Annotated in this window: 19 protein-coding genes, 1 other RNA gene and 4 pseudogenes; 8 read left to right on the top strand and 16 right to left on the bottom strand. The window is 66.0% G+C overall.

Translation table 11 applies throughout. The features are described from left to right. Positions 1-199: 199 nt before the first annotated feature. Positions 200-567, bottom strand: a transfer-messenger RNA (tmRNA) gene (gene ssrA, locus G6N13_RS00960). Here ssrA and G6N13_RS26020 point away from each other — a divergent pair. Next, positions 540-863 (top strand): annotated as a pseudogene (locus G6N13_RS26020) (hypothetical protein); the annotation flags it as partial. The gene ssrA and the pseudogene G6N13_RS26020 overlap by 28 nt on opposite strands. Before the next feature lie 187 nt (positions 864-1,050). Here G6N13_RS26020 and G6N13_RS24690 read toward each other — a convergent pair. The 5 genes and pseudogenes from G6N13_RS24690 to G6N13_RS25795 form a co-directional block, all read right to left on the bottom strand. After that, positions 1,051-1,140 (bottom strand): annotated as a pseudogene (locus G6N13_RS24690) (deoxyribonuclease IV); the annotation flags it as partial. Positions 1,141-1,170: 30 nt separating this feature from the next. Then, positions 1,171-2,015: pseudogene (purU, locus tag G6N13_RS00975) on the bottom strand (formyltetrahydrofolate deformylase). Positions 2,016-2,219: 204 nt separating this feature from the next. Beyond that, positions 2,220-6,758, bottom strand: coding sequence for a beta strand repeat-containing protein (locus tag G6N13_RS25620; protein WP_163694435.1), 4,539 nt, complete (start codon positions 6,756-6,758; stop codon positions 2,220-2,222). 82 nt (positions 6,759-6,840) lie between these two features. After that, positions 6,841-7,122, bottom strand: coding sequence for a hypothetical protein (locus G6N13_RS00985; RefSeq protein WP_163694436.1), 282 nt, complete (start codon positions 7,120-7,122; stop codon positions 6,841-6,843). A gap of 622 nt (positions 7,123-7,744) precedes the next feature. Further along, a complete protein-coding gene (locus tag G6N13_RS25795; RefSeq protein ID WP_163694437.1) occupies positions 7,745-7,912 on the bottom strand; it encodes a hypothetical protein in 168 nt (55 codons plus the stop codon). Positions 7,913-8,515: 603 nt separating this feature from the next. Here G6N13_RS25795 and G6N13_RS01000 point away from each other — a divergent pair. Beyond that, a pseudogene (locus G6N13_RS01000) lies at positions 8,516-9,349 on the top strand (sulfotransferase family protein); the annotation flags it as partial. A gap of 1 nt (position 9,350) precedes the next feature. On the opposite strand, the gene G6N13_RS01005 reads toward G6N13_RS01000, so the two are convergent. From G6N13_RS01005 to ftsE, 5 genes are read right to left on the bottom strand one after another with little or no spacing between them, the layout of a single operon-like run. Beyond that, complete coding sequence (locus tag G6N13_RS01005) at positions 9,351-10,970, bottom strand: alpha/beta hydrolase (protein WP_163694438.1); 1,620 nt, start codon at positions 10,968-10,970, stop codon at positions 9,351-9,353. Between the two features lie 15 nt (positions 10,971-10,985). Further along, positions 10,986-11,831 carry an EamA family transporter gene (locus G6N13_RS01010; RefSeq protein WP_407663896.1) on the bottom strand — a complete coding sequence of 282 codons (846 nt, stop codon included), beginning with the start codon at positions 11,829-11,831 and terminating at the stop codon, positions 10,986-10,988. Then, positions 11,828-12,316, bottom strand: coding sequence for an SsrA-binding protein SmpB (gene smpB, locus G6N13_RS01015; RefSeq protein WP_163694439.1), 489 nt, complete (start codon positions 12,314-12,316; stop codon positions 11,828-11,830). The genes G6N13_RS01010 and smpB overlap by 4 nt, the downstream gene beginning before the upstream one ends. Before the next feature lie 2 nt (positions 12,317-12,318). Beyond that, positions 12,319-13,215: a permease-like cell division protein FtsX gene (ftsX, locus tag G6N13_RS01020; RefSeq protein WP_163694440.1), complete on the bottom strand. Its 897-nt coding sequence runs from the start codon at positions 13,213-13,215 to the stop codon at positions 12,319-12,321. After that, positions 13,216-13,905, bottom strand: coding sequence for a cell division ATP-binding protein FtsE (gene ftsE, locus G6N13_RS01025; protein WP_163701494.1), 690 nt, complete (start codon positions 13,903-13,905; stop codon positions 13,216-13,218). Positions 13,906-14,005: 100 nt separating this feature from the next. Between ftsE and G6N13_RS25800 the strand changes: the two genes are divergently transcribed. Further along, complete coding sequence (locus G6N13_RS25800; protein ID WP_163694441.1) at positions 14,006-14,272, top strand: hypothetical protein; 267 nt, start codon at positions 14,006-14,008, stop codon at positions 14,270-14,272. A gap of 193 nt (positions 14,273-14,465) precedes the next feature. Here the strand turns inward: G6N13_RS25800 and G6N13_RS01035 are convergent, their stop codons facing one another. Both G6N13_RS01035 and prfB read right to left on the bottom strand, forming a co-directional pair. Further along, on the bottom strand, positions 14,466-15,434 hold the full coding sequence (locus G6N13_RS01035; RefSeq protein ID WP_163694442.1) for a mechanosensitive ion channel family protein: 969 nt from the start codon (positions 15,432-15,434) through the stop codon (positions 14,466-14,468). Beyond that, positions 15,421-16,539 carry a peptide chain release factor 2 gene (gene prfB / locus G6N13_RS01040; RefSeq protein WP_163694443.1) on the bottom strand — a complete coding sequence of 373 codons (1,119 nt, stop codon included), beginning with the start codon at positions 16,537-16,539 and terminating at the stop codon, positions 15,421-15,423. Before prfB ends, G6N13_RS01035 begins: the two co-directional genes overlap by 14 nt. A gap of 196 nt (positions 16,540-16,735) precedes the next feature. Here prfB and G6N13_RS01045 point away from each other — a divergent pair, with 196 nt between their 5' ends. After that, positions 16,736-18,103, top strand: coding sequence for an FAD-dependent oxidoreductase (locus G6N13_RS01045; RefSeq protein ID WP_163694444.1), 1,368 nt, complete (start codon positions 16,736-16,738; stop codon positions 18,101-18,103). Positions 18,104-18,125: 22 nt separating this feature from the next. On the opposite strand, the gene G6N13_RS01050 is transcribed toward G6N13_RS01045, so the two are convergent. Continuing rightward, complete coding sequence (locus G6N13_RS01050) at positions 18,126-19,319, bottom strand: MFS transporter (RefSeq protein ID WP_163694445.1); 1,194 nt, start codon at positions 19,317-19,319, stop codon at positions 18,126-18,128. An 80-nt stretch (positions 19,320-19,399) separates the two neighbouring features. On the opposite strand from G6N13_RS01050, the gene G6N13_RS01055 reads away from it, so the two are divergent. Then, on the top strand, positions 19,400-19,948 hold the full coding sequence (locus tag G6N13_RS01055) for a TetR/AcrR family transcriptional regulator (protein WP_163694446.1): 549 nt from the start codon (positions 19,400-19,402) through the stop codon (positions 19,946-19,948). A gap of 180 nt (positions 19,949-20,128) precedes the next feature. Here G6N13_RS01055 and G6N13_RS01060 read toward each other — a convergent pair whose 3' ends face one another. After that, positions 20,129-20,470 carry a hypothetical protein gene (locus tag G6N13_RS01060; RefSeq protein ID WP_163694447.1) on the bottom strand — a complete coding sequence of 114 codons (342 nt, stop codon included), beginning with the start codon at positions 20,468-20,470 and terminating at the stop codon, positions 20,129-20,131. A gap of 88 nt (positions 20,471-20,558) precedes the next feature. Between G6N13_RS01060 and hisN the strand changes: the two genes are divergently transcribed. The 3 genes from hisN to G6N13_RS01075 all read left to right on the top strand — a co-directional run bounded on the left by hisN (position 20,559) and on the right by G6N13_RS01075 (position 24,203). After that, the gene (gene hisN, locus G6N13_RS01065; protein ID WP_163694448.1) at positions 20,559-21,353 is read left to right on the top strand and encodes a histidinol-phosphatase; all 795 of its coding nucleotides are present in this window, start codon (positions 20,559-20,561) and stop codon (positions 21,351-21,353) included. 220 nt (positions 21,354-21,573) lie between these two features. Beyond that, positions 21,574-22,956: an acyl-CoA dehydrogenase family protein gene (locus tag G6N13_RS01070; protein ID WP_163694449.1), complete on the top strand. Its 1,383-nt coding sequence runs from the start codon at positions 21,574-21,576 to the stop codon at positions 22,954-22,956. A gap of 32 nt (positions 22,957-22,988) precedes the next feature. Beyond that, entirely contained in the window at positions 22,989-24,203 is a 1,215-nt protein-coding gene (locus G6N13_RS01075) for an acyl-CoA dehydrogenase family protein (protein ID WP_163694450.1), read from the top strand. 381 nt (positions 24,204-24,584) lie between these two features. Here G6N13_RS01075 and G6N13_RS01080 read toward each other — a convergent pair whose 3' ends face one another. Continuing rightward, the gene (locus G6N13_RS01080; protein ID WP_179965051.1) at positions 24,585-25,568 is read right to left on the bottom strand and encodes an esterase family protein; all 984 of its coding nucleotides are present in this window, start codon (positions 25,566-25,568) and stop codon (positions 24,585-24,587) included. Positions 25,569-25,596 lie beyond the last annotated feature (28 nt).

Consider the following 25,596-nt stretch of genomic DNA (forward strand, 5'->3'; position numbering starts at 1 on the left):
CCTGCCCGTGAAACTTAAAGCCGCAGAGCCTCTGGCTGCGGCGAACACCACGCCAGCGAGCCTTCCCGGCGTCGCTGAGGCAGCGGAGCTCGACCGCCCAGGAAAGGCCAACAGCCGCCCATCACACCGACGAATGTTGATGAGATGTTGATCAGAAATGAAAGCAGGTCAGGGCTGATGGCCCTGACCTGCTATTCATTTGTGGAGCTGCCGGGAATTGAACCCGGGTCCTACGGCATTCCCTCAAGGCTTCTCCGTGCGCAGTTCGCTATGCCTCTACTTGGATCTCTCGGTCTCGCGAACAAGCCGTGATGACGATCCCAGTCGCTGTTTGATGTCCCGCTAAATCCCGCGACCGGACTTAACGGTTTGTCCCTCTAGATGACGCCAGGGTCCGGGTCGAGGGCACTCCCGGTCTGACGGATCAGCTTCGCTTAGGCAGCGAGAGCGTAATCGCGCTGATTGGAATCGGCGCTTAATTGGTTTGCAACGACGCTTACGGTGGTCTTTGCCTGCACCGGCACGCTTCCCTTGATTCGATGCGCGAAGTCGAAACCGATCAGCCCCTCGCACCCCGGCCGAGGTACGGCCGGACATCCCATGGTACGCGAGATGCAACCGCAGACAGAAGTGTGTTAATCCCCGCGTCGAGATTGCCCGCCGAACGTGACCCTGGCGTGACGCTGGAGGCAAAACTTGCGCACAAAGCACCTCAACAAAATGAGACTCTGTCTACAGTGAGATGGGCGTTTGAAAGTCTGCGAGTCCGGAAGCGACAGCGAACCCGCGAGCGAATCGCCACCGCCGCGGCCCAGTTGGTCTCGCAGAACGGGCTGAGCGCGACCACCGCCGACCAGATCGCCGAAGCAGCCGATGTGGCCCGCGCGACGTTCTTCCGGTATTTCGAATCCAAGGAACTCGCGGTCGCCGAGGGCTTCACCGCTACCCGGATCGTGGTCACATGTCCGTCCACCGTTGTCACCCGCTCCGGACATGGGTCGGCGGTGCGCCAGAAGGCGTTGAGCTGGGTCGCCGCGTCGGGCCGGATGGCCGCGGGTTGCCGAGGAAGAACTGCGACACCTCGGCACCGTCTGCCGCGGCGGCTGCCAGCGGATCGTCGCCGTGGACAGAACCGATCAGCGCGGGGTCAAGTCTAGGTGTCCGGACCGTTCAGAAGCAGACCGTCTGATTCCCGTACCGAATAACGCGGTCTTCGCAATGCCACTGCACTGCCCGGGAGAGCACCGCGCGCTCCACGTCGGCACCGAGGCGCACCAGGTCGTCCACACGGTGGCGGTGATCGACGCGCACCACATCCTGCTCGATGATGGGCCCCTCATCGAGGTCCTCGGTCACATAATGCGCGGTGGCACCAACCAGCTTCACCCCGCGTTCTTTGGCCCGGCGATAGGGCGCAGCACCGATGAACGCCGGGAGAAACGAATGGTGAATGTTGATCAGCGGACAACCCACCTCATCAATGAAATCCGGCGTCACGATTTGCATATAGCGGGCCAGCACCACCAGGTCGACGTTGCCGCGCAGTAAGTCGAGCATGCGTTGCTCGGCTTCTCCCCGAATCTCCTTGCGCGCCGGGACGTGGATGAACGGCACCCCGAACGGGCGCACCTGGTCGGCGAGATCGGGATGATTGGCGATCACCATCACCACCGACAGGTCGAGTTCTCCACGGCGGTTGCGCCACAACAGATCCAGCAGGCAGTGGTCTTCTTTGGAGGCCAGGATGGCGACTCGCTTAGGCTTGGCAGCCTCCGAGAGATGGAAGTCCATACCGAACGGCGATGCAACGTTGTCGGCAAAGTCGCACTGTAAGGCGTCGATGGCGGCGCTCAGTCCAGGGAGGTGAAAGATGGTGCGCTGCATGAACGTTCCACCGCTTTGCCGTGTGGAGTGCTGATCCAGCGAGATCACGTTGGCACCAGCAGCCGCCAGAAATGTAGTCACCGCGGCGACGAGCCCCGGCCGGTCGTCACAACGGGCAGCAGCCGCCCGATGTCGCGCGCCGGCACCGGCTGATGACCGGCCGGGTACGGGCCCGCTGCCGTGCCCTCGGGTCCAGCGTTGCCGCTCATTCTTACCTCCATAGATCGAGGACCTCGTCCCCATCCACCTGGCAGCTTAACGACGCATCACCAGCAGGAAGCTCCCCCGCCCAGAGGACGGGGGAGCTTCGCGTGCTGAATTGTTAGGCGACCGGACTACGGTGCCGTAGCAGGCGTGCCGTCGACACCGGGGACACCGATGGTCCCGTTGAGACCGCCCGGGGAACCGGCACCGGCATCGCCAGCGTGCAGGACGACATTCGCGGCTGCGTTGGTGGCCGTTGCCGATCCACCATCACCGCCGGCACCGCCGGTCCCTGGCAAAACGGCGCTGACATAGTAGCCACCGGCACCACCGGCACCACCCGCGCCGCCGGTCGCAATGAGACCGGTCGAGGTAACAGCGGACGCGTTGATCGAGGCGACGCCACCGTCACCACCGACCCCGCCCAGTGCGACACCGTTGGTGTTCGTGACATCCGTACCACCAGCGCCACCGGCACCGCCGGTGGCGGCGCCACCTGCGGTGCCGTTGGTAGCGGCACGAATGTTAGCCTCGCCACCGTCACCGCCGGCTGCCGCGTCGACGCTGTCGCCACCGCGACCACCGATCGCTGTGCTGCCGACACCAATGGCTCCGCCCGGGCCACCGACGACACTGCCGCCACTGACAGTGTAGTAACCCGACTGAATCAGAGCATTGCCGCCGTTACCGGCAACCGAGGTCTCACCGCCGGTGCCGGTACCGCCGGCACCACCGGTCGCAGTACCCGTCGCCGATCCACCGTTGTAGGTGTTGTCGACTGTTACTTGGGTGTTTCCGGCGCTGACCTCCGCGAAACCACCGTTGCCGCCGTTGCCGCCGTTGGTGCCGTTGCCGCCGACACCGCCGTTAGCAGTGCCGTTCTTGACGCTGCCACGGTAGTAAGCCAGCACGTCGGCGTCGCCGCCGACACCACCGACGCCGCCGTTGACATCGCCGGTACCACCGTTACCGCCGTACGCCTTGCCGGTCACAACGGTGGAGCCCTCCTTAGCGGAGGTGGTGGCGTTACCGCCGTTACCGCCACCGATGCCACCGCCGTTACCGCCGGTTGCGCTGCTGCCAGTGATGGCGCTGTTGCCAGGGGTGGTGACGCCGCCAGTGGTGGTGGAGGTGCCGGTGGCCCCGACAGTGCCTAGACCGCCGAAGGTTCCGCCACCCGCGCCGCCGTTACCGCCGAGTGCTTGGCTGCCGGAGACGCTAGCCGTGCTGGCCAGGTTGTCGCCCGTGGCGTAGAGCTCGCCCTCGCCGCCGTAGGCTCCGAGACCCGAACCGCCGTTACCACCGGTCGCGCTGCTACCGGAAACGGTGGTCAGGTTGGCGTCGTCGACGCCGTACTGGGTCCACAGGTAGCCCTTGCCACCATTGGCATTCTCGCCCGAACCGCCATTACCGCCGGTCGCCGAGCTGGTGGAGATGCTGCCGAAGATGGAGGCCGATACGGTGGCATCGCCACCGTAGGATAGGTCACCCGAGCCGCCATTACCCGCGGTCGCGGTGCCACCGGTCATGGTGGAGCTGGCCGAGGCCGTGACCATGGCAAAGCCACCATTGGCACCCCCGCCCGAGCCGCCATTACCGCCAACAGCTGTACTGGCAGTCACGCTCGAGCCTGTACTGGCAGTCGGGGTCGCTCCGCCCGAGGAGGAGATGTCGGCGTTGCCACCGTGACCGCCCGTTCCGCTGGTCGCGCCGGCACCACCGGTGGAGGTGCTGCCGGAGATGCTCGACACGTCGTAGGCCTCGATCTTGGCGTCACCACCGTAGGCGCTGCTGGTCAGGCCACCGGCACCACCAGTCGCTTTGCTGTCGGTGATGCTGCCACCGGCGGGCGGTTCATTCGTTTGGTAGAACTCGGCCAGGATGTGCGCCGCACCACCATTGCCATCGACACCGGCGTCACCACCGAAGGCATGACCGCGCGTCACGGTGCTACCGACATCCATGACCGTGATGTCCGACTTGCCGCCCGCACCGTCGCCGGTGGCACTGCCATCGCCACCAGTGGAATCGCTGAAGGAGACCTTGCCGCCGCCCTCCGAGACGATCGCCGAGTCGCCGCCCACCGCGGCACCACTACCGGCACCACCGGCACCACCGTTCGAGACGCTGGTAAAGACGCTGCTGTCGACACCATTCGCGTTGATGACGCCGGAGCCGCCCTTGCCGTAATCGCCGCCGTCACCGCCATTGGCATCGCTGAAAGTGACCGTGCCGCCATTGGCGACGGAGACTAAGCCGAAGCCGCCGTCACCCCGGATACCGGCATCGCCGCCGGTCACATCGGTATTGGTCACACTCGAGCTCGAGTCAGTCCCGCTGATCGTGGCAACGCCGCCATCAGCACCCGCACTGCCCTTACCGCCGGTCACCGTGCTCGTGGAGACGGTGACACCGCCGCTGATGTTAATAAAGCCGTCACCACCGTTGCTGGCATCGACGACACCGCTCTGCGCGCCACCGGCACCACCAGTGGCCGTGCTGTTTTTGATGGTCGAAGCCGCCAGCGCCTGAAGAACGCCGTCCCCACCGTCACCGCCCGTGCCGGTGCCGACGCCGGCAGCGCCCGCACCTCCGGCACCACCGGTCGCAGTGCCACCGACGATCGCGGAGTTAGCGCCGTCGACATTAAGCACGCCGTCTCCACCGGTACCGCCGGAGCTGCCGTTGCCCGTGGCCGTACCAGCACCACCCTGGCCACCCTGGCCGCCAGTTGCGGTGCTGGTCAGGATCACGCCGCCATTGGATTCACTGACAACGGCAGCACCGCCACCACCGCCACCGCCGCCGCCGAAGCCGCCGGTCGTGCCGGTCGGCGTATAGCCAGCGCCACCCGCACCGCCGGCACCACCGATAGCGACACCGCCGACGCTGTTATCGAACACACCGCCGGTGCCGCCCTGGCCACCAGCACCACCAGCGCCACCGTGGGCACCGTTACCGCCGAAGCCACCGATACCACCAGTGCCACCCTCCTGGACGTTGCCCGACACACCGTCGCCGGCACCGCCCTGGCCACCAGCGCCACCAGCGCCACCGTCACCACGGACAGTGCCGTCGCCGCCGTTGCCGCCGCCACCACCGGCACCACCGGTGCCGGGATCGTAGCCGGTCGGCGAGGCGTCACCAGCCACGCCGGTACCGCCGCTGCCGCCGACACCGCCGGCACCACCGTTACCGCGGATACCAGCGGTGGCACCCGAGCCACCCAGACCACCGTTACCGCCGTTACCGCCGCCACCGCCGGCAGCGCCTATGCCATTGAGCACGCCTGCGACACCATCGGCACCCTTCGCGCCGGTGCCACCGACACCGCCGTCACCGCCATCACCGCCGTTGCCGGAAGCAGCAGACCCGCCCAGGCCGGTACCGCCCAGACCACCGTTACCGCCCTGGCCACCGTCACCAGCGTTGCCACCAGTACCACCGGGCAGAATCGTATTCAGACCATTTCCACCGGTACCACCGGTACCACCGTCGCCGCCGACGCCACCGACGCCGTCGTTGCCGGACACGGCTCCGCCTGCACCACCGTTACCGCCACGTCCACCGTTGCCACCGGTACCGCCGGTCTGGCCAATACCACCCGTGGCACCGTCAGCGCCGCGGCCGCCCTTACCACCGGCACCGCCATCACCGTAGGAGCCGGCGTTACCGCCGTTGCCACCATTCCCGCCGGCCACCGAGGGATCATCACTGCTCCAGCCAGCGCCACCAACGCCACCGTTACCGGTACCGGTCGCAGCATCACCGGCTGCGCCGCCCGTGCCGGGGGTCGGGGTGCCGCTGCCGGAGCCGGCCGCGCCACCGGCACCACCGTTGCCCGCCGTGCCGCGTTCACCGCCGTTACCACCGGTGCCGCCGTTCGGGTTGCCCTCAACGCCGTTACCACCGGCACCACCGTTACCGGCCTTGCCTGCGTTACCGCCCTTGCCGCCGTTACCGCCAGCACCGGCAACACCGGTCGAAGTCACCAAAAACAGCAGGCACGCCGCCGTACCGCCATTACCACCAACGCCACCAGCGCCGCCCGTGCCGCCGATCCCGCCATCGAGGCCGTCGCCGCCGTTCTGGGCGATGGCCGTCGGGGTAGCGTTAGCGCCGTTAGCGCCATTAGCGCCGTCAGCGCCCGAGCCGCCCTGTCCACCAAGGCCACCCTGGCCACCGGCACCTGCGGTGCCCACCAGCCGGCTGCCGTTACCACCGTTACCGCCGGCACCACCAACCCCACCGGTGCCACCGTTGGGAGTCGCGCTCGTGCCAGCAAGGCCGTTCGCGCCCGCACCACCAGCGCCACCAGCGCCACCGTGGCCACCCAGCGAGAAGACGCCGGCGCTACCACCGTTGCCACCCTTGCCGCCCGCCGTACCCGCCGTGGTCGCGGCAATGCCCGCGCCACCGGCACCACCATTACCGAGGAGCGCACCGCCACGACCGCCGTTGCCGCCGCCCCAACCGGCACCACCGCTACCAATCAGACCGGCGCTACCACCGTTGCAGGTGGTAGCGCAGGTCGCCGCGGTCCAGCTGTAGCCATTACCAGCCAAAATGCCGGCATTCGCGTGGGTCGCCGTGCCATTGCCGATCAGCCACAGCGAACCGATACCGATCACAAAGTTCGCACCCAGCGCGGGAGCCTGCGGGATCGTCACGACTGCTGCGGTAGTGCTGACAGTCTCATCACCGGTGACTGTCGCAGCCGCGCTGGCTGATGGCGATCCACTCTTCTGAGAGTCAACGGCACTGCCGGAGTCCGAAACATCCGACGCCGCGCCGGATTTTGGCGACGAAGTCCCACGACCAGCGGCTGCCGACCCCTTGCTCGCCGAACCCGACTTGGCCGTACCCGACGTACCTTGATCTGACGCCGCCGAGGGGCTGCTGGTCGCGGGCTTCTTTGACGACCTGCTGTGAGAAGACGACGAGGATCCATCGCTTGACGAACTTGCCCCCCCACCCGAACCCGCCGAGCCCGCCGAACCCGTCGTGTCCGCGTACGCCGTCGCAGGCATCCACGCGACCGCGGCACCAATACCGAGTGCCACCGCCAACGCACCGACCCGCCCCACATACACAGACGAACCAACGTCCGTCTTGCGCACTGCCCGATGTTGACCCATGAATTCCGCTACCTATCTCTCAGTGATGAACAACCAGTGATGCACGACTGTGTACCTACAGCGAACATGAGACCTCACGGCGCAGACGTTCAGAACGACGGCCGGCCATGCGGGACCCCCTAGTAGTCAGGAAGCAGCCTAACTCAGAGCTCTCCGCATACCCGCCAAATTCCTCAAAAAGATTTGAACGCGCCACAGGAAAAACTCATAGTGCGCTCACAATCCGGGTGCCGCCCTACAGACGCGCCCTCCAACTGGGCCACCGCATGGTTTTTGAGCAGCAGTAACTACTCGCCATCACAGCCGAACGGCACTGCAGACCCAGCCGGCAGGGGCCAGTACTCGTCGTGGACATTCAGTCTCAGCTACGGGCCGCGATCACCGACGCCCCGCGAGCTCGGCGTCAACGAGGCACTGACCGCGGCGTTCGCCGAACTCGCACCCGGCTAGCAGAACATCGCCGAAATCGAGCGCCAGACCCGCGACTCGCTGAGCCTGCGCGCCTGGACGCTGCTGTGTTACCTGAACTTCGAGACGGCCATCGCCGAGGCGATCGCGCCCCGGCTGATCGGCGCGGTGGCGATGGCATCGGTCCGGATCTCCATCGATGACTGGTTACGGGACGGCGGTTCGCTGTCTGATCGGATCTCCCGCGCGGTCAACTCCATGACCGCGTGTCCAATCACGGAATGAGGAGCACATGAGTGGCGAAAAGTCACTGGAAGCATGGGGTTTCGTCCGCAAGGTCCTCAATGACCTGACGGCTCAGATCACCGCGGACGCCCGCGACGAACGCGAACTGCTCGAGGGGCTTCGCGTGCTCAATCGGGTAACCGCACTGTGCACCGAACTGTCGGTGGACGTCGACCCCGACTATCCGCATTTCGTCGATATGAGCACCCCGATACGCCTCGTCGGCGGACCCAATCCGCACGGCTCCTATCCGTTGGCCATGATCAGCGGCGATCGGGCCTACCGCGTCACCGGTACCAGGGGCACATCGGCCTATCTGGGCCTGCAGGTGCTGGCCGGCACCAGAATGAACCCGCGACGGATGAGCAACTACCTCGCCGGCGCTCAGTGGATCGAGATCCCCGACGACGCCACCTCGATCGTGGTACGTGACTATGTCGGCGATCCGACTACCGAAATCCCAGCGCAGCTAGATATTTCACTCATCGGAGAGGCCCCGCCGCCGGGGCCGCTGACTGACGAGGTGCTGGCCGCCCAGCTCACCGCGACGGGCTGGACCATCGTCAAGCTCACCACGCTGCACCGCACGGTTCGGCCCGACCTGCTGGGAGGTCGATCAGCCGTTCCCGGTGCCGCAGCCCGAGACCTACGAGACCGACCCGCGCATCGCCGAAACCCAGGCACAGCTGGAGATGACCGAGCAGCTGATGCCCGGCTTCATGAAGTTCCGCCCGATGAGCGCGCGCGGCAGGCAGGAATGCGTGCGGATCACCGGCGGCACCTTCTGCAGCATGATCTTTCCCACCCAGTACCGCCTGCCGAGTGACCAGCATTGGCTGATGTACGAGGCCGATCACGCGGTCCCCTACCGTCATCACCGGCAGTATCTGCAGCACCTGCAGTCCGGCGTGCCCGGCCAATGGCTGCTGAAGAGCCCCGCGCACCTGTGGACCCTGGACAAGCTGTTGGCCGAGTACCCGGACGCGATTTTGGTCCAGACACACCGCGATCCGTTGGTCGTCATCTCGTCGATCAGCGCCCGGATCGCGCACTTGCAGAAGCTCGCCAGCGATACCGCGACCGTCCGACGCACGGCGGGGCAATGCGCGGCCGAGAACCTCCTCGGACTCGACCGCCTGATGACGTGGGCCGACGATGGCCAGATCGCCCAGGACCGGATTATCAACGTGCGGTTCGCTGATTTCACGCGCGATCCGTTCGCCACGATCGGGACGATCTATGAGCGGTTGGGCCAGGAACTGACGCCAGTCGCCGAACAGCTTATGCGGGAGCATCTTTCGAACAACGCCGGTGACGGCCGCGGGAAACGATACACGTGGACCGATACCGGGCTGGACGCCGCCGAGCTGCGTGAGAAGGTCCGTGCCTATCAGGAGCGCTACGACGTGCCGAGCGAGCAGCTGCACTGAATCACCCGCAGCGGGTGCCAGCGGCCGGCAGCGTTCCGTCGAAGAAGTAGTTCACCACAATGTCGTCGATGCACTGCGAGCCGTGCCCGAAGGCGTCGTGGTCGTCGCGCTGGCTGAGAACCAGAACCGACCCCTTCAGCGCGTCGGCGACCCGCTGCGCATCCGCGGCCGGCGTGGCCGGATCGCCGGTGTTGTTCACCAGCAGAATCGGCGGAACGTTGTCGAGGACGATGGGCGCCGGAGCGACCGTGGGAGGCAGCGGCCAGAAGCTGCATACGGACCTGCTGTAAGCGTCGAATACACCGAATAGTGGTGAATGCGAAGCGCTCTGGCTTGCCTCCCGGTTCAGATGCGCCGTGATCTCCTGGTCCGACCTCTTCCGGTAGACGCCGGGATCGCCCGCCAGGCAGAGCACCGACCAGAAATAGTCGCGCTTATGGTTGTAATGGCCCGAAGAATCTCGACCGTCGAAGTAGTCGGCAAGTGACGCCAGTTTGGTGCCGTCATCGCCGTTGAGGGCGTCGGCGATGCCATTGGTGAGAGCAGGCCATTCTTCCTCGGCATAGGTCGCCTGGAAGGCCGCGGTCAGCAGCATGCTGATCCCCAATTTCCGGCCATCCGGCAGCGGAATCGGCGACGCGATCACCTTGTCGATGAGTGCACTGAGAGCGGCTCGAGCGGCATCGTGATCGCCGCCGAGCGGGCAGTCTGGCTGCTGGATGCATCTGGTGAGAATCATGTCGACGATCTTGTCGGGATCGTCGACCTCGCTAGAGAAGCCCGGGTCGGAATCATCCTCGGGGGCAGCCGGATTGCTGCCGTCGTCATAGGATTCGACGCCGGCGTCGGTTGCCGGGTCGTCGACCGAATCCAGCACCATTCTGCCCAGCCGGTCGCCGAACTGTTGGGCGTAATGCTGGGCCAGGGAGGTGCCGTACGAGATGCCCAGGATGTTCAGGCGCTCCTCGTCGAGTGCTGATCGAAGGATGTCCATGTCTTTGACGACAGTTTCCGGACCGACGAATCCGAGCAGCAGACCGGCGTTGCGCGCGCAGCCGTCGGCGAATTCATGCTGAGCCGCGATCACCCGCTCGACGCCCGCGTCGTCAGTCGGCGCGAAATCGGTAGCGAGATAGTCATCCATCTCGTCATCGGACAGACATTGGATTGCCGCGGAGCGACCGAACCCGCGTGGGTCCCATCCGATCAGGTCGTAACGCTGACCGAGACGCGTGATCGCCGGATCATCACCGGAATTCAAGACGTAGTCGAAGCCGGAGGATCCCGGTCCGCCCGGGGGGAAGGTCAGCACCCCGAGGCGGCGGTCGGGATCGGTCGCCGGTACTCGGATCACCGGTATCTCGATCGAGGCGTCGTCGGGACGGGCGTAGTCGATCGGAACGGTGATCGATCCGCATTGGGCGTCCGCGCGTTGGGGACAGGTGCTCCAATCGACGTCCTGATCGAGGTACTGGTCCAGGTTGGGCCGTCCCGGGGAGGCGACCACCGCCGATGCCGAAGAGGGCGACTCCGAGGCTGACGACGATTCCCGATCACCGCACCCGGCGACCACGACGGCGACCATCGACAGGGCAAGCAGCCGTTGGGGTTTCCACACCACCTGCCGACCCTATCTTTAGCGGACCGAAATCATGCCGACGGCAATCAACGCAAGCACCATGCCGAGCACCTGCCAGCGAGTGACGCGCTCACGCAGCACCACGACCGCCAGCAGCACCGTCGCCGCCGGATAGAGCGACATCAGCACACTGGCCAGTGACAGCATCGAGGCCTGCAACGCCAGCAGCATCGCCACGTTGGCACCGGTGTCCAACAGCGCCGCGGCCACCGCCATCGTCAGTGGAAAGCCGCGTGGCGCATGGAGGTTCCCGGTGAAGGCAGCCACCAGGAGCACCACCGCGGTCGCCGACACCCGCGCGAAGAACAACGGCCAGAGGTGCGCATCGACCGGAGCTTGGTGGATCAAGACGAAGTTGAGCCCGAACGCCAGGCCCGAGCCGACGGTCAGCCACGCGACCGTGGCAGTGAACCGGTGCGGGCGCACGTCCTCGTCGGTGGCCTCGCGGCTGACCAAGACGACCGCGAGTAGCGCCAGCATGGTGCCGATTCCGGCGATCAGGCCGGGCCGCTCCCCCAACGCCAGTCCTACGCTCACCGGCACGCCGGCCACGAGCACCGCCGTCAACGGCGAGACCACCGAGATCGGGCCGGAACCGAGCGCGGCGTAGAACCACCACACGCCGAACGCCTGGCTCACTCCGCACAGCGCGCCCCACACCACCGCCGGGGTGGAGATCGTGCCACCGACGATGACAGCCAGGATGCCGAGCAGGACCATCGCCAGCGGGTAAGAGACCAGTACGACGCGCAGGGCGGCCACCCGCCGCGACGCGATGCCCCCGACGAAATCGCTGACGCCGTAGCCGATTGCGGATGCCAGCGCGAGCAGGACCCCGATCAGAACTTGCCCTTGGCCCGGCGGCCGAGCTCCCGGATCACCTCACGCTCCGCGTCGCGGCGGGCCAGGTCTTGCCGCTTGTCGTGTGCCTGCTTACCGCGTGCCAACGCCAACTCGACCTTGACCTTGCCGTCGGTGAAGTACAGCGACAGCGGCACCAACGTCAGGTTGCCGTCCCGGATCTTGCCCACCAACGTGTCGATCTGGCTGCGGTGCAGGAGCAGCTTGCGATTGCGCCGCGGCGCGTGGTTGGTCCACGTGCCGTGGTGATACTCCGGGATGTGCAGGTTGCGCAGCCAGATCTCGCCGTCGTCGACGGTCGCGAACGCGTCGGCCAGTGACGCATGACCTTCACGCAGGCTCTTGACCTCGGTGCCCTGCAACACCACGCCGGCCTCGTAGGTGTCGAGGATCGAATAGTTGTGCCGTGCCTTGCGATTGGTGGCGACGATCGTCCGATCCGGTTTGCGGTCAGCTTTCTTGGCCACGGCTATTTCCGCACATATAGGCGCAGCGTGACGTAGGCAGTGAGACCCGACATCGCCAGACCGACACCGGTCATCCACGGCGCCACATACACGGCGATATCTCGCCAATCGACGCGGGCGACCAGATTCGCCGTATAGAACTGCCTGAGGGCGTCATCCAAGAAAAACGCCTGCACCACGACCAGCCCGACCACCGCGATGACGACACCGATGAACGCGGCCAGCATGGCCTCCAACAGGAACGGCAGCTGGGTGTACCAGCGCGTCGCACCCACCATCCGCATGATGCCGATCTCGGTACGCCTGGTGTAGGCCGCCACTTGAACCATGTTGGCGATCAACAGAACCGCGCCGACTGCCTGCACCACCGCGATCGCGAACGTGACCTTCGACATCGCGTCGAGCACAGCGAACAGGCGATCGATCAGGTCCTTCTGATTGAGGATGCCGCGCACGCCGGGCTGGCCCTGCATCGCCTTGTCGAAATCCTCATGCTTGTCCGGATCGTCGAGCTTGACGATGAACGATGCCGGGAACTTGTCCTTCGTGGCGTCTTTTGCGAGTTGCGGGAGCTTCACCAGTGCGAAGTTGTAGGCGTCCGTTTGATTGAGGAACCGCACCGACTTGACGTCGTTGCGGGCCTCGATCTTGGCGCGCAACGCCTTACAGAGGTCGCCGTCGCAGGTCTGATCGTTGGACGAGATGTCGTCGGTCAAAAACACCTGGCTCTCGACGCGGTCGAGATAGATGTGGCGGGACTGCTCGGCCATCCGTAGAACCAGCAGACCGCCGCCGAACAAGCCGAGCGATATCGCCGTGGTGAGGATCATCGCCACGGTCATGGTGACGTTGCGGCGAAGTCCGGTGAAGACCTCGTTGATCAGGAAGCCGAAGCGCACTTAACGATCCATTCCGTAGATACCACGCTTCTCATCGCGGACGAGCCTGCCCAGGGACAGCTCCACCACACGCTGCCGCATGGAGTCGACGATGTGGTGGTCGTGGGTGGCCATCACGACGGTGGTGCCCGTCCGGTTGATCCGTTCGAGCAGATCCATGATGTCCTTGCTGGTTTCCGGGTCCAAGTTGCCGGTGGGCTCGTCAGCCAGCAGCACCAGCGGGCGGTTGACGAAGGCCCGCGCGATCGCCACCCGCTGCTGCTCGCCGCCGGACAGCTCAGCGGGCAGCCGGTTGGCCTTGCCCGACAGACCCACCATCTCGAGCACTTCGGGAACCACCCGGTTGATGGTGTCTGGTTTCTTGCCAATCACCTCGAGCGCAAAGGCCACGTTCTCGAACACGGTCTTCTGCTGTAGCAGCCGGAAGTCCTGGAACACGCAGCCGATCACCTGGCGCAATTTGGGGACGTGTCGACCAGACAGCTTGTTGACGTGGAACTTCGATACCTGGAGCTCACCGGAGGTCGGGGTCTCCTCGGCCAGCAGCAGTCGCATGAATGTCGACTTGCCCGAACCTGACGGGCCGATGAGGAAGACGAACTCACCCTTGTCGATCTTGACGCTGACATTGTCGAGGGCTGGCCGTGTCGACGACTTGTACTGCTTACTGACATGGTCAAGGGTGATCATCACGGCACGCCAGTGTAGCCGGAGGGCCGATTACCGCGTGGGAGCCGCGGGCGTGACCAGCGGCCCCTGCCCCTGCCCCGGAGCCGGCGAGGGAATGGGCGTGGGTGTCGGAGTGGGCAGCCCAGGAACCTGGAACGGCGGAGGCGCCACCGGCGGAGGCGCCACCGGCGGAGGCGCCACCGACGTGGTCGTCGTCGGCGAGGTCGGCGAGGTCGGGGACGTGGGAGACGTCGGGGACGTGGGCGACGTCGGGGACGTCTCCGATGTCGTCGGCTCGGTCGTCTCCGTCGTCGTTGTGGTCGTCGTCGTCGGCGGCGGCGTTGTGGTGGTGGTGCGCCGCACTTCAGTGCGCGGCACCCAGGTGTAGGACGGGTCAGGCACGAAGCCCGGCGGCACGATCTGAGGGGCCGGTGCCTCCGGGGGCGGCGCGGGCTGATACGTCGCGTAGAGCCACCACACCGCGATGAACGCGGCCAGCAGGGCTGCGGTGGAGGTGCGCACCCGTCCCCACAGGATGTAGTGCGGCCAGCCGCGGCCCTCTCTGCGTGTCGGCGTCAGCTTCACTTCGTCACCGGGCCCTGAGTCTCCTCGGCACCGCCCGCGGTGGCCGGATGCACGATCGCCTCGACCATCGGCGAGCCGTCGGACGGGCTGGCGATGCCGGCCCGCATCAGGGCGGCGATCACGAGCACACGCAGTTTGCGGCCGACCTCGAACTGCTTACCGGGCAGGGTGCGCGCCACCATGCGCAGGTTGACGGTATCGAGTTCAATGCTCTCCACTCCCATCAGCTGCGGGGCATCCAGAAGCAGATCCTTGAGGCCTGGGTCGGCGATCGCTTTTTCCGAGACCCCGTGCAGCACGTCGTTAACCCGGCTGAGGTCCGCGGAGGTCGGAACCGGAATGTCGATGACCGCGCGCGCCCAGTCCTTGGACAAGTTCTGCGTCTTGACGATCTGCCCATTGGGGATCGTGAGCACTTCGCCCTCCGACGACCGCAGCTTGGTGACCCGCAGCGTGACATCTTCGACGGTGCCCGTCGCTTCCTTGGCGATACCGGCCACCGTCAGCGACACCAGATCACCGAAGCCGTACTGCTTTTCAGTGATGATGAAGAATCCGGACAGCAGATCCTGCACGATGCGCTGGGCGCCGAAGCCCAGAGCGGCACCCAGAACCGCCGCGGGCGCGACCAGCGAGCTGACCGGAACCGCGAGGATGTCGGTGGCCTCGACCACCACCACGACACCCAGCAGGGCGATAGCCACGTAGGAGATGACCGACGCGACGGCCTGGCGGTGCTTGGCGCTTTCGGAGCGGACGAGGGCGTCGCTCTCCCGGAAGTCGGCGTCGATGCGCCGGGTGATCTTCTGCGCCGACCAGTTGATGAACCGGGCAGCCAGCAGGCCGCCAAGGATCAGCAGGGTGATCCTCAGGCCTTTGGTCAGGATCCACTCGCCGATGCTGCCATGCCAGAAGTCATGCCAGTGGGCGGCGAAGGGAAGCGCCAGCACGCTACTCGTCGTCATCTCGCCGGTTGCGCCACCGGATCCCTGCTTCCAGGAATCCGTCGATGTCCCCATCCAGGACCGCCGAAGGACTGCCCACCTCATATTCGGTGCGCAGGTCCTTGACCATTTGGTAGGGGTGAAGCACGTAGGAGCGCATCTGATTACCCCACGAACTGCCGCCGTCGCCTTTGAGGGCATCCATCTCGGCACGCTCTTCGTGGCGTTTGCGCTCCATGAGCTTGGCCTGCAGGACGCGCATCGCAGACACCTTGTTCTGCAGTTGGGACTTCTCGTTCTGGCAGGTGACGACGATGCCGGTCGGGATGTGCGTGAGCCGAACGGCTGAGTCGGTGGTGTTGACCGACTGACCGCCAGGGCCGCTGGAGCGGTAGACGTCGACCCGGACATCCTGCTCGGGAATGTCGATGTGGTCGGTGGTCTCCACGACGGGCAGCACCTCGACGTCAGCGAACGACGTCTGACGGCGGTTCTGGTTGTCGAACGGGCTGATCCGCACCAGCCGGTGGGTGCCCTGCTCCACCGACAGCGTGCCGTAGGCGTACGGCGCGTGCACCGCGAACGTCGTGCTCTTGATACCGGCCTCTTCGGCGTAGGAGGTGTCGAACACCTCGACGGGGTACTTGTGCTGCTCGGCCCAGCGGATGTACATCCGCATCAGCATCTCGGCCCAGTCGGCGGCGTCCACGCCCCCGGCGCCGGAGCGGATCGTCACCAGGGCCTCGCGCTCGTCGTACTCACCCGAGAGCAGGGTCCGGACCTCGAGGGCCTCGACGTCGGCCTGCAATGACTTCAGCTCGGCGTCGGCTTCGGCGAGGGCGTCCTCTGCACCTGCACCTTCCTCCTCGGCAGCCATTTCATACAGCACCGGTAGGTCGTCCAGACGCCCCCGTAGCCCTTCGACCCGGCGCAGCTCACCTTGGGCATGAGACAGCTCGCTGGTGACGCGCTGAGCGTGGCTCTGGTCGTTCCAGAGGTTGGGGTCGGCGGCCTCGTGTTCGAGCTTCTCGATCTTCGCGCGCAGCCCGTCGATGTCGAGCACTCGCTCCACCGTCGTCAAAGTGGTGTCGAGAGCGGCGATATCTGACTGACGATCGAGGTCCACGGGTTCTCAGGGTACCGGCGTCGCGACCCGTTGTGATCCACGGCGGCTGCTGAGACTTAGGGGGTTGTTGATTCGCTTGCGCGTCTACCATCACCTTCGTAACCAGGATGTGGCGCCGCGCAGCCCCCAGCGGTGCTTCTCGGCGGCGATGCGACAGCCCCTTGCGCGCGGCCGGGTCCGGACAGAAAGCGCGAGAATGCGTCCTTATTATGTCGCGATCGTCGGTGCAGGCCCCTCGGGATACTTCGCGGCCGCGTCGCTGCTGAAATTCGCCGACGGCTCGGTCGCCGCCGGCGGGCCGGATGTGCACGTCGACATGCTCGAGATGCTGCCCACCCCGTGGGGTTTGGTCCGTTCCGGGGTGGCGCCGGACCATCCGAAGATCAAATCGATCAGCAAGACGTTCGAGAAGACCGCGAATGACCCACGGTTCCGGTTCTTCGGCAATATCACCGTCGGCACCGACGTCGACGCCGCCGAGCTGACCGAGCACTACGACGCGGTGATCTATGCCGTCGGCGCCCAGTCCGACCGGGCGCTGCGTATCCCCGGCGAGGAGTTGGCCGGCAGTGTGGCCGCCGTCGACTTCGTCGGCTGGTACAACGCGCACCCGCACTTCGAGGAAATGCTGCCCGACATCAGCAGTGGCCGCGCGGTCGTGGTCGGCAACGGCAATGTCGCCATCGACGTCGCGCGCATCCTGGTGACCGATCCCAACGCACTCGCGAACACCGATATCGCCGACCACGCGCTGGAGTCCCTGCACGACCGCGGTATCGACGAGGTGATCATTCTGGGCCGGCGCGGCCCGCTACAGTCCGCGATCACCACGTTGGAGATGCGCGAGCTCGGTGAGCTCGACGGCGTCGATGTGGTGATCGACCCGGCGGACCTGGCCGGTATCACCGACGAGGAAGCCGAAGCAGCGGGCAAGATCGCCAAGGCCAACATCAAGGTGATGCGCGACTACGCCGGGCGGGCGCACACTCCCGGGCATCGTCGCATCGTGTTCCGGTTCCAGACGTCCCCGATCGAGATCCGCGGCACCAAGCGGGTCGAAGAAATCGTCCTGGGTCGCAATGAGCTGGTGACCGACGACAACGGACGTGTCGTTGCCAAGGACACCGGTGAGCGCGAGACCCTGCCCGTCCAACTCGTGGTGCGCGCCGTCGGCTACAAGGGCGTCCCGGTTCCGGGACTGCCGTTCGACGACGGCGCCGGCACCATCCCGCACGAGGGCGGCCGCATCGCCGGCAGGGCCAACGAGTACGTCGTGGGCTGGATCAAGCGTGGCCCGTCGGGAATCATCGGCACCAACAAGAAGGACTCGCAGGACACCGTCGACACCCTGCTGGCCGATCTCGCAGGCGCGCAGTTGGCCGAGGTCGGGCCCGGTCACGCCGAAGAGCTGGTTCGGTGGCTGGTGGACCGGCAGCCGAAGCTGGTGACCGATGACCATTGGCAGATCATCGACGCCTACGAACGCGGCGCCGGCGAGCCGCATGGCCGCCCGCGGGTGAAGGTCGCCAACGTCGCCGAGCTATTGCGGATCGGCCACGGCTGACGACGATCAAGCGAGGCAGCGGTCACACCTCGCAGGCGACCGGCGGCTGCGGATCGCGGGACAACCCACCGACCGGACCGGCGGTGCGTGCGATGAGCGGCGTGCACGCCGCGGCCAGTGCCAGCGCGGCCGAGACCATGACCACCGCGAATGCGCTGTAGCTGTCGACGACCACGCCGCCGAGTGCAGTACCCAAGGCGCCGCCGACGAGCGCACCACTGTTCAGCCACCCGAACGCCTCGGCGGTCGAGTGGTCGGCGATCTGATGCGACACCATCACGTACAGCGCGGCCAGCGCGGGCGCGAAGCCCAGCCCGGACGCGAACAGGGCGACCAGCTGCAGCGCGTAGCCGTCAACCACCCCGAACAGCGCCGTGCCGGCGGAGACGACCGCCATCGAGAGGGCCAGTCCGCGCACGCCGAGGTGACGATGGCCGAACAACACCCCGCCGAGCAGCGAGCCGAGGCCGGTCGCCGCGAGCGCGATGCCGGCCGAGAGGTTGTGGTCGCCGAAGAGGGCAAGCACACCGACTTCCAGTGCCGTGAACGACGCGACCAGCGCGAGGCTGGCGACCATGGCCAGAATCACCGCACGGTTGGCCAGGACTTTGCCGAAGGCAACTCTGCTGTTGACGATCGTCGGCCGGAACTGGCGGGCGCTCACCAGGAACCACACGGTCCCCACCACCGTGACCGCCGCGGAGAACAGCAGCGGGATTGCGGTCGAGATCGCGGAGGCCAGGAACGTGGCGGCCACCGGGCCGATCACCCAAATGAGTTCCTGCGCAGTGGTATCGAGCGCGAACAGTGCACGCAACCCTTGGCCGGGCACCATCTGCGGGTACAGCGCACGCACCGCGGGCAACAGCGGTGGCACCGAGGCGCCGATCAGGAACCCCAACAGCATGAGGTACGACGTGGGGACATGCAGAAAGGCCAGCGCCAGCATGCTGACGCCGTTGATCACGGCGGCTGATACCAGGGTCGGCATCATGCCGATCCGGCCGAGCAGGCGCGCCGTCATCGGCATCGCGACCGCTTCACCGACGCTGGTGCACGCGACAACGGCCCCCGCCACCGCGTAGGACCCGGTCTGGGCCTGCACGTGCAACAGGATCGCCAGCGACAGCATGCCGAGAGGCAGCCTCGCGAACAGCTGCGAGGCGGTCACATTGACCACGCCCGGAACCCGAACGAGCTCAATATACGCACGCACGGTTATCACTTCCTCAACTGGTTATAGGCTGTCGACTGTACCGTCCGGACGGTACAGTTGGAAACCGATAAACTCGGCCGATGACGACCTCGCGTGAGCGCATCATCGATGCGTATGCGGACGCGCTCGCCGTCGATGGAGAGCGCCACGCCACGCTGGATGCGGTGGCAGCACGCGCCGGGGTGTCTAAGGGTGGCCTGCTCTACCACTTCCCCGCCAAAGATCAGCTCGCCGAGGCGCTCTGCGATCGATTGATCGCCTTGGCGACCGATGATGTCGCGAAGATGCGCAATGCGCCCGACGGACCCGCACGGCATTACATCCGAACATCGCACTATGCGAATACACCGTTGGACCGCACCCTGGTCGCGGTTGCCCGGCTACAGCAGGCCGGCGATCCCCAGGCCCGTGCGGCGATCGAGACGATTTCCGATCAATGGTTGAGCGTGCTGACCGAGGCACTCGGCGACCGTGACGTCGCCCGCACGATCAAGCTGATCGGTGACGGGCTCTACCACCACGCATTGTTCAGCGCACTCGGCGGCCAGTCGCGCACCGACCTCGACGAGGGATTGCTGGCGGTGATCGACCGCATCATCGACCAACACGTGGACACAGCGGGGCACTGACGGTCGTGTCGCCAGATCGCCGCTGTCAATCGACGACAATGCCCCGCACCGGTGTTTGACGATCAGCGAGCGTCGTCGCGTTCGCTGCGCGCGCTGGACGGATAGGTGTCTGCTGAATAAGGGCGTTTTGGGGCGGGGCTTCTCAAGCGCTCGGTGGCGCGTGCGGGCGACACCGGGTGGCTAGAACGCGTTCGGTGCTGGCCGCTCCGGGGGCGCAAAGAACCAGCTGTCCGGATTCTTCGGCGAGTACGCCACGGGGATGAGCTGGCCCATGGTCGGCCAGCTGTCCACGTCGACCGCCATCCGCTGATAGACCACGTGCTCGTCGACGGTGGGGCCGTTGATGACGCCACTGATCGTGACGTACTGCTGACCAGTGGCGTCGGGACGTGGGCTCACCCCGGTCACCAGCAGCGTGCCCTGTGCCATCTCACCGCGTGGACCGCGGCGCCCCATGATGCGTGGTGCCAGAACGAGGACCAACGCACCGACGATCAGCAGTATCACCGCGAATTCCCACATGCTTCCATGGTAGGACTGCTGCCATGAGCGACGCTTGCGGAGCGAATCGACAGCGGACATGCCGGACCCGAGCCTGCGGGGGCACGGCATGAGCGGCCACGATGTACAGGCGGACCTCTCGGTGGCGGTGGAGCTCGCCGACCGGGCCGACGCGATCACCCTCGACCGGTTCGGGGCGCTGGATCTGCGCATCGACACCAAACCCGACCTGACCCCGGTCACCGACGCCGACGAGGCCGTCGAGGCCGAGCTGCGGGCGATCCTGTCCCGCGAACGACCCAGCGACGCCGTCCTCGGCGAGGAGTACGGCGGAACCGCCGCCTTCGAGGGCAGGCAGTGGGTGATCGACCCGATCGACGGAACCAAGAACTTCGTGCGCGGCGTGCCGGTGTGGGCGAGCCTGATCGCGCTGCTCGATGATGGCGTGCCGATCGTCGGTGTGGTCAGCGCCCCGGCATTGAATCGGCGCTGGTGGGCCGGGCACGGATCGGGCGCGTTCGCCAGCATCGGCGGCGGGCCGGCACGGACATTGAGGGTGTCGGGCGTCGCCGATCTGGGCTCGGCGAGCCTGGCGTTTTCCAGCCTCTCGGGGTGGGCCGACCTCGGGCTGCGGGAGCAGTTCATCGAGCTCACCGACGACGTGTGGCGAGTGCGCGGCTACGGCGATTTCTTCAACTACTGCCTGGTCGCCGAGGGGGCCGTCGATATCGCCGCTGAACCGGAGGTGAAGCTGTGGGACCTGGCCCCGCTGGACATCCTGGTGCGCGAGGCGGGCGGCACCTTCACCAATCTTGATGGCCGGCCCGGCCCGCACGGTGGGCATGTCGTCGCGACCAACGGCCTGTTGCACGACGAGACGCTGGGCCGCTTGGCGCGCCGCTAGCATCCGGCGGCGGCCCCCAGAGCCGCTCGAACAACGCCGCGCTGCGTGTCGAACGCGAATAGGACGGGGATGCGAGTAGACCGCTATCGCATTTCTGGGCATGCGACCTACCCAACAAAACCCGAAGTCTCAACAGGGCCCGAGATCGACCTTACTTTGGAGTAAGATAGGGTCAGCGCAACCTGCCCAGCACCGCCCACCGTCGACGAGGCTGACGAAAATGACTAACACACTTCCACCCAAAGCAACAAGCGCCCGAGCCCGCGACAGCGCGGTCGGGCAGTTCAAGCACAAGCGATCCATCACCGATATCGGCCTGGCACTCGTCACGCCGCTGGTCGGTCAGGACTTCCTGGACCGCTACCACTTGCGCGATCCGTTCAATCGCGGCCTGAAATACGGTGTCAAGCAAGCGTTCTCGACTGCGGGCGCAGCCACCCGGCAGTTCAAGAAGGTCCAGGGCGTGGGTAAGGCACCCACCCGGCTGCGGCCCAGTGGCACCGAGTATTTCGATCTCACCCCCGATGACGATCAGAAGATGATCGTCGCGACGGTGGACGAGTTCGCCGAGGAGATTCTGCGCTCGGCCGCCCACGACGCCGACGACGCCGCTACCTATCCCCCGGACCTCATCGCTAAGGCAGCCGAACTCGGGATCACCGCGATCAATGTCCCGGAGGACTTCGACGGTATCGCCGACCACCGCAGCACCGTGACCAACGCCCTGGTGGCCGAGGCACTCGCCTACGGCGATATGGGTCTGGCTCTGCCGATCCTGGCCCCCGGCGGTGTCGCATCGGCATTGACCCACTGGGGCAGCGCCGACCAGCAGGCCACCTATCTCCATGACTTCACCGGCGATAACGTGCCGCAAGCCTGCGTGGTCATCGCCGAGCCGCACGCCTTGTTCGACCCGACCGCGCTGAAGACCACTGCGGTGCGCACCCCGAGCGGTTACCGCCTCGACGGGGTCAAATCGCTGGTCCCGGCTGCAGCAGACGCCGAATTGCTTATCGTCGCAGCACAACTCAACGGCAAGCCGGCGCTATTTATCGTCGAGGCGTCTACCCCGGGCGTGTCGGTGAAGGCGGATCCCAGCATGGGCATCCGCGCTGCCGCGCTCGGCCAAGTGGAATTGGACAAGGTGTCGGTGCCGGTGTCGGCGCGCCTTGGCGAAGACGGTGCCACCGACGCCGACTATTCCGAAGCAATTGCCCTGTCGCGCTTGGGCTGGGCCGCCCTGGCAGTCGGCACCTCGCACGCGGTACTGGATTACGTGATCCCCTATATCAAGGAGCGCGAGGCGTTCGGTGAGCCCATCGCTCGCCGACAGGCCGTCGCATTCATGTGCGCCAATATCGCCATCGAGCTCGACGGTCTGCGACTGATCACCTGGCGCGGTGCCGCTCGTGCAGAGCGCGGACTGCCGTTCGCACGTGAGGCCGCACTGGCCAAGAAGCTCGGCGCCGACAAGGGCATGCAGATCGGCTTGGACGGTGTGCAGTTGCTCGGCGGTCACGGCTTCACCAAGGAACACCCGGTCGAGCGCTGGTACCGCGATCTGCGGGCCGTCGGCGTCGCCGAGGGTGTTGTCGTCCTGTGAACGTCACCGGCTAACGAACGGAAAAGACTGCCATGGCAATCAATCTTGAACTGCCGCCCAAGCTGGAAGCCGTGATCGAGAAGGCGCACCAGGCTGCCGCGGAGATGTTGCGTCCGATCTCCCGCAAGTACGACATCGCCGAACACGCCTACCCTGTCGAGCTGGACACCCTGGCGACCCTGTTCGAGGGCATCTCGGAGGCGAACACGATATCGTTCGCCGGCACCGAAGCCTTCCGCGACAGCGACGACGGCCCGAAGGGAAATATCAACGGCGGCAACATGTCCGCATTGCTCAATGCGCTGGAGATATCCTGGGGTGATATCGCCCTACTGTTATCGGTCCCCCGCCAGGGCTTGGGCAATGCCGCGATCTCGGGTGTGGCCACCGATGAGCAGCTGGCGCGGCTGGGCAAAAACGTCTGGGCCGCAATGGCGATCACCGAGCCGTCGTTCGGCTCCGACTCGGCGGCGGTGTCGACGACCGCGGTGCTCGATGGCGACGAATACGTGATCAACGGCGAGAAGATCTTCGTCACCGCCGGCTCCCGCGCCACCCACATCGTGGTGTGGGCAACACTGGACAAGTCCAAGGGGCGTGCGGCCATCAAGTCCTTCATCGTCCCGCGCGAGCACCCCGGCGTCACCGTCGAGCGTCTCGAACACAAGCTCGGCATCAAAGCCTCCGATACCGCGGTCATCCGGTTCGACAATGCCCGCATCCCCAAGGAGAACTTGCTCGGCGACCCGGAGATCCACGTGGAGAAGGGTTTTGCCGGGGTCATGGAGACCTTCGACAGTACCCGGCCGATCGTGGCGGCCATGGCCGTCGGAGTGGCCCGGGCCGCCCTCGAGGAGCTCCGCACGATCCTGACCGAGGCGGGTATGGAGATCTCCTACGACAAACCCGCTCATGCACAGAGCGCCCCCGCCGCGGAGTTCCTTCGCATGGAGGCTGATTGGGAGGCCGGCTACCTGCTGACCGTGCGGTCGGCGTGGCAGGCGGACAACGCGATCCCGAACTCCAAAGAAGCGTCGATGGGCAAGGCCAAGGCCGCCAGAGTGGCCAGCGACATCACCCTCAAGGCGGTCGAATTAGCGGGGACCGCAGGCTATTCCGAGCAGACCCTGCTGGAGAAGTGGGCCCGCGATTCGAAAATCCTCGACATCTTCGAAGGCACGCAGCAGATCCAGCAGCTGGTGGTGGCCCGCCGGCTCCTCGGGCTGTCGTCAACCGAGCTGAAGTAGCCGCTGCGACGGCGGTCAGCTCACGCTGGGTTTCCTCATCGAGTTCGATGTCGGTGACCCCCAGGGTCCACGCCAGCGCGACCTGCGCCGGGGTGTAGCCCAGTCGGTTGGCGGCAGCGGCGATGAGGTGATGCGTCAGCATCGGATTCACCTTGTGGAACGCCGAGGCGATCGACAGCTCCGAGGGCGGTGTTCCGGACGAACACCAGCCGAGTTGTGCGCGACCGGGTTGCCGATGCTCGGCGGGATTGGCGTCGTCATACGTGAACGTGGCCTCGACACGCGCGGTCGTGAGTCGCACACCGCGGATGCCGAGCAGCCCGCCAATAACGAAAGCGGGCCGCCGGCACAGAGACCGGCGACCCGCTTTTCGTTGATTTCCTAGGCTGCGCCCAGGGTCTTCTGTAGATCGGGCTTCATCGCCTGGAGCTCACGACCCCAGTAGGCCCAGCTGTGGGTGCCGTTGTCCGGGAAGTTGAACACACCGTTCTTACCGCCCGCAGCGAGGTAGTTGTCGCGGAAGGTGATGTTGGTGCGAATGGTCAGGCTCTCCAGGAACGTGGCCGGCACATCGCCACCGCCCAGCTCGTCGGGTGTGCCGTTGCCGCAGTAGATCCAGATGCGGGTTCCGTTGGCGACGATCTTGGGGATCTGCACCATCGGGTCGTTGCGCTTCCAGCCACTGTTCGGGTCCTGCGTCGGGCCCCACATGTCGTTGGCCTTGAATCCACCGGCGTCACCCATGGAGATATTGATCAGGAACGGCCATGAGCCCTCGGAGGGGTTCAGGAAGCCCGACAGCGACGCCGCGTAGACGAACTGCTGGGGGTGGTACACCGACAGGATCAGCGAGGCCGAGCCGGCCATCGAGAGGCCGACGGCGGCGCTACCGGTCGCTTTCACGTCCCGGTTGGCGGCCAGCCACTGCGGGAGCTCCTGGGTCAGGAAGGTCTCCCACTTATAGGTCTGGCAACCGGCCTTGCCGCACGCGGGCGAGTACCAGTCCGCGTAGAAGCTGGACTGGCCACCGACCGGCATGACGATCGACAGACCAGACTGGTAGTACCACTCGAACGCCTGGGTGTTGATATCCCAGCCATTGAAGTCGTCCTGGGCCCGCAGGCCGTCGAGCAGGTAGACCGCCGGCGAGTTAGGGCCACCGCTCTGGAACTGGATCTTGATGTCGTGGCCCATCGAGGGCGACGGCACCTGGAGGTATTCCACGGGCAGGCCGGGGCGCGAGAATGCGCCCGCCGTTGCGGATCCCCCGACCAGGCCGATCAGGCCCGGAAGGGCCGCAGTCACGATTGCGGCAACCGCGAATCGGCGCGGCCACCGGCGCACCTTGTCAAACAAGGACTTCACAAATCCACCCAGCTTTCTATGACCCCGA

The sequence above is a fragment of the Mycolicibacterium sarraceniae genome (genome assembly GCF_010731875.1).
In the GTDB taxonomy this organism is placed as follows: Bacteria; Actinomycetota; Actinomycetes; order Mycobacteriales; family Mycobacteriaceae; genus Mycobacterium; species Mycobacterium sarraceniae.

Bases quoted from the DNA above. Each gene is read 5' to 3' on its own strand.
- G6N13_RS01035 (WP_163694442.1), bottom strand. From the start codon at position 15,434: ATGACGACGAGTAGCGTGCTGGCGCTTCCCTTCGCCGCCCACTGGCAT.
- G6N13_RS01070 (WP_163694449.1), top strand. From the start codon at position 21,574: ATGACTAACACACTTCCACCCAAAGCAACAAGCGCCCGAGCCCGCGAC.
- hisN (WP_163694448.1), top strand. From the start codon at position 20,559: ATGAGCGGCCACGATGTACAGGCGGACCTCTCGGTGGCGGTGGAGCTC.
- G6N13_RS01075 (WP_163694450.1), top strand. From the start codon at position 22,989: ATGGCAATCAATCTTGAACTGCCGCCCAAGCTGGAAGCCGTGATCGAG.
- G6N13_RS01045 (WP_163694444.1), top strand. From the start codon at position 16,736: ATGCGTCCTTATTATGTCGCGATCGTCGGTGCAGGCCCCTCGGGATAC.
- ftsE (WP_163701494.1), bottom strand. From the start codon at position 13,905: ATGATCACCCTTGACCATGTCAGTAAGCAGTACAAGTCGTCGACACGG.
- G6N13_RS01055 (WP_163694446.1), top strand. From the start codon at position 19,400: ATGACGACCTCGCGTGAGCGCATCATCGATGCGTATGCGGACGCGCTC.
- G6N13_RS01060 (WP_163694447.1), bottom strand. From the start codon at position 20,470: ATGTGGGAATTCGCGGTGATACTGCTGATCGTCGGTGCGTTGGTCCTC.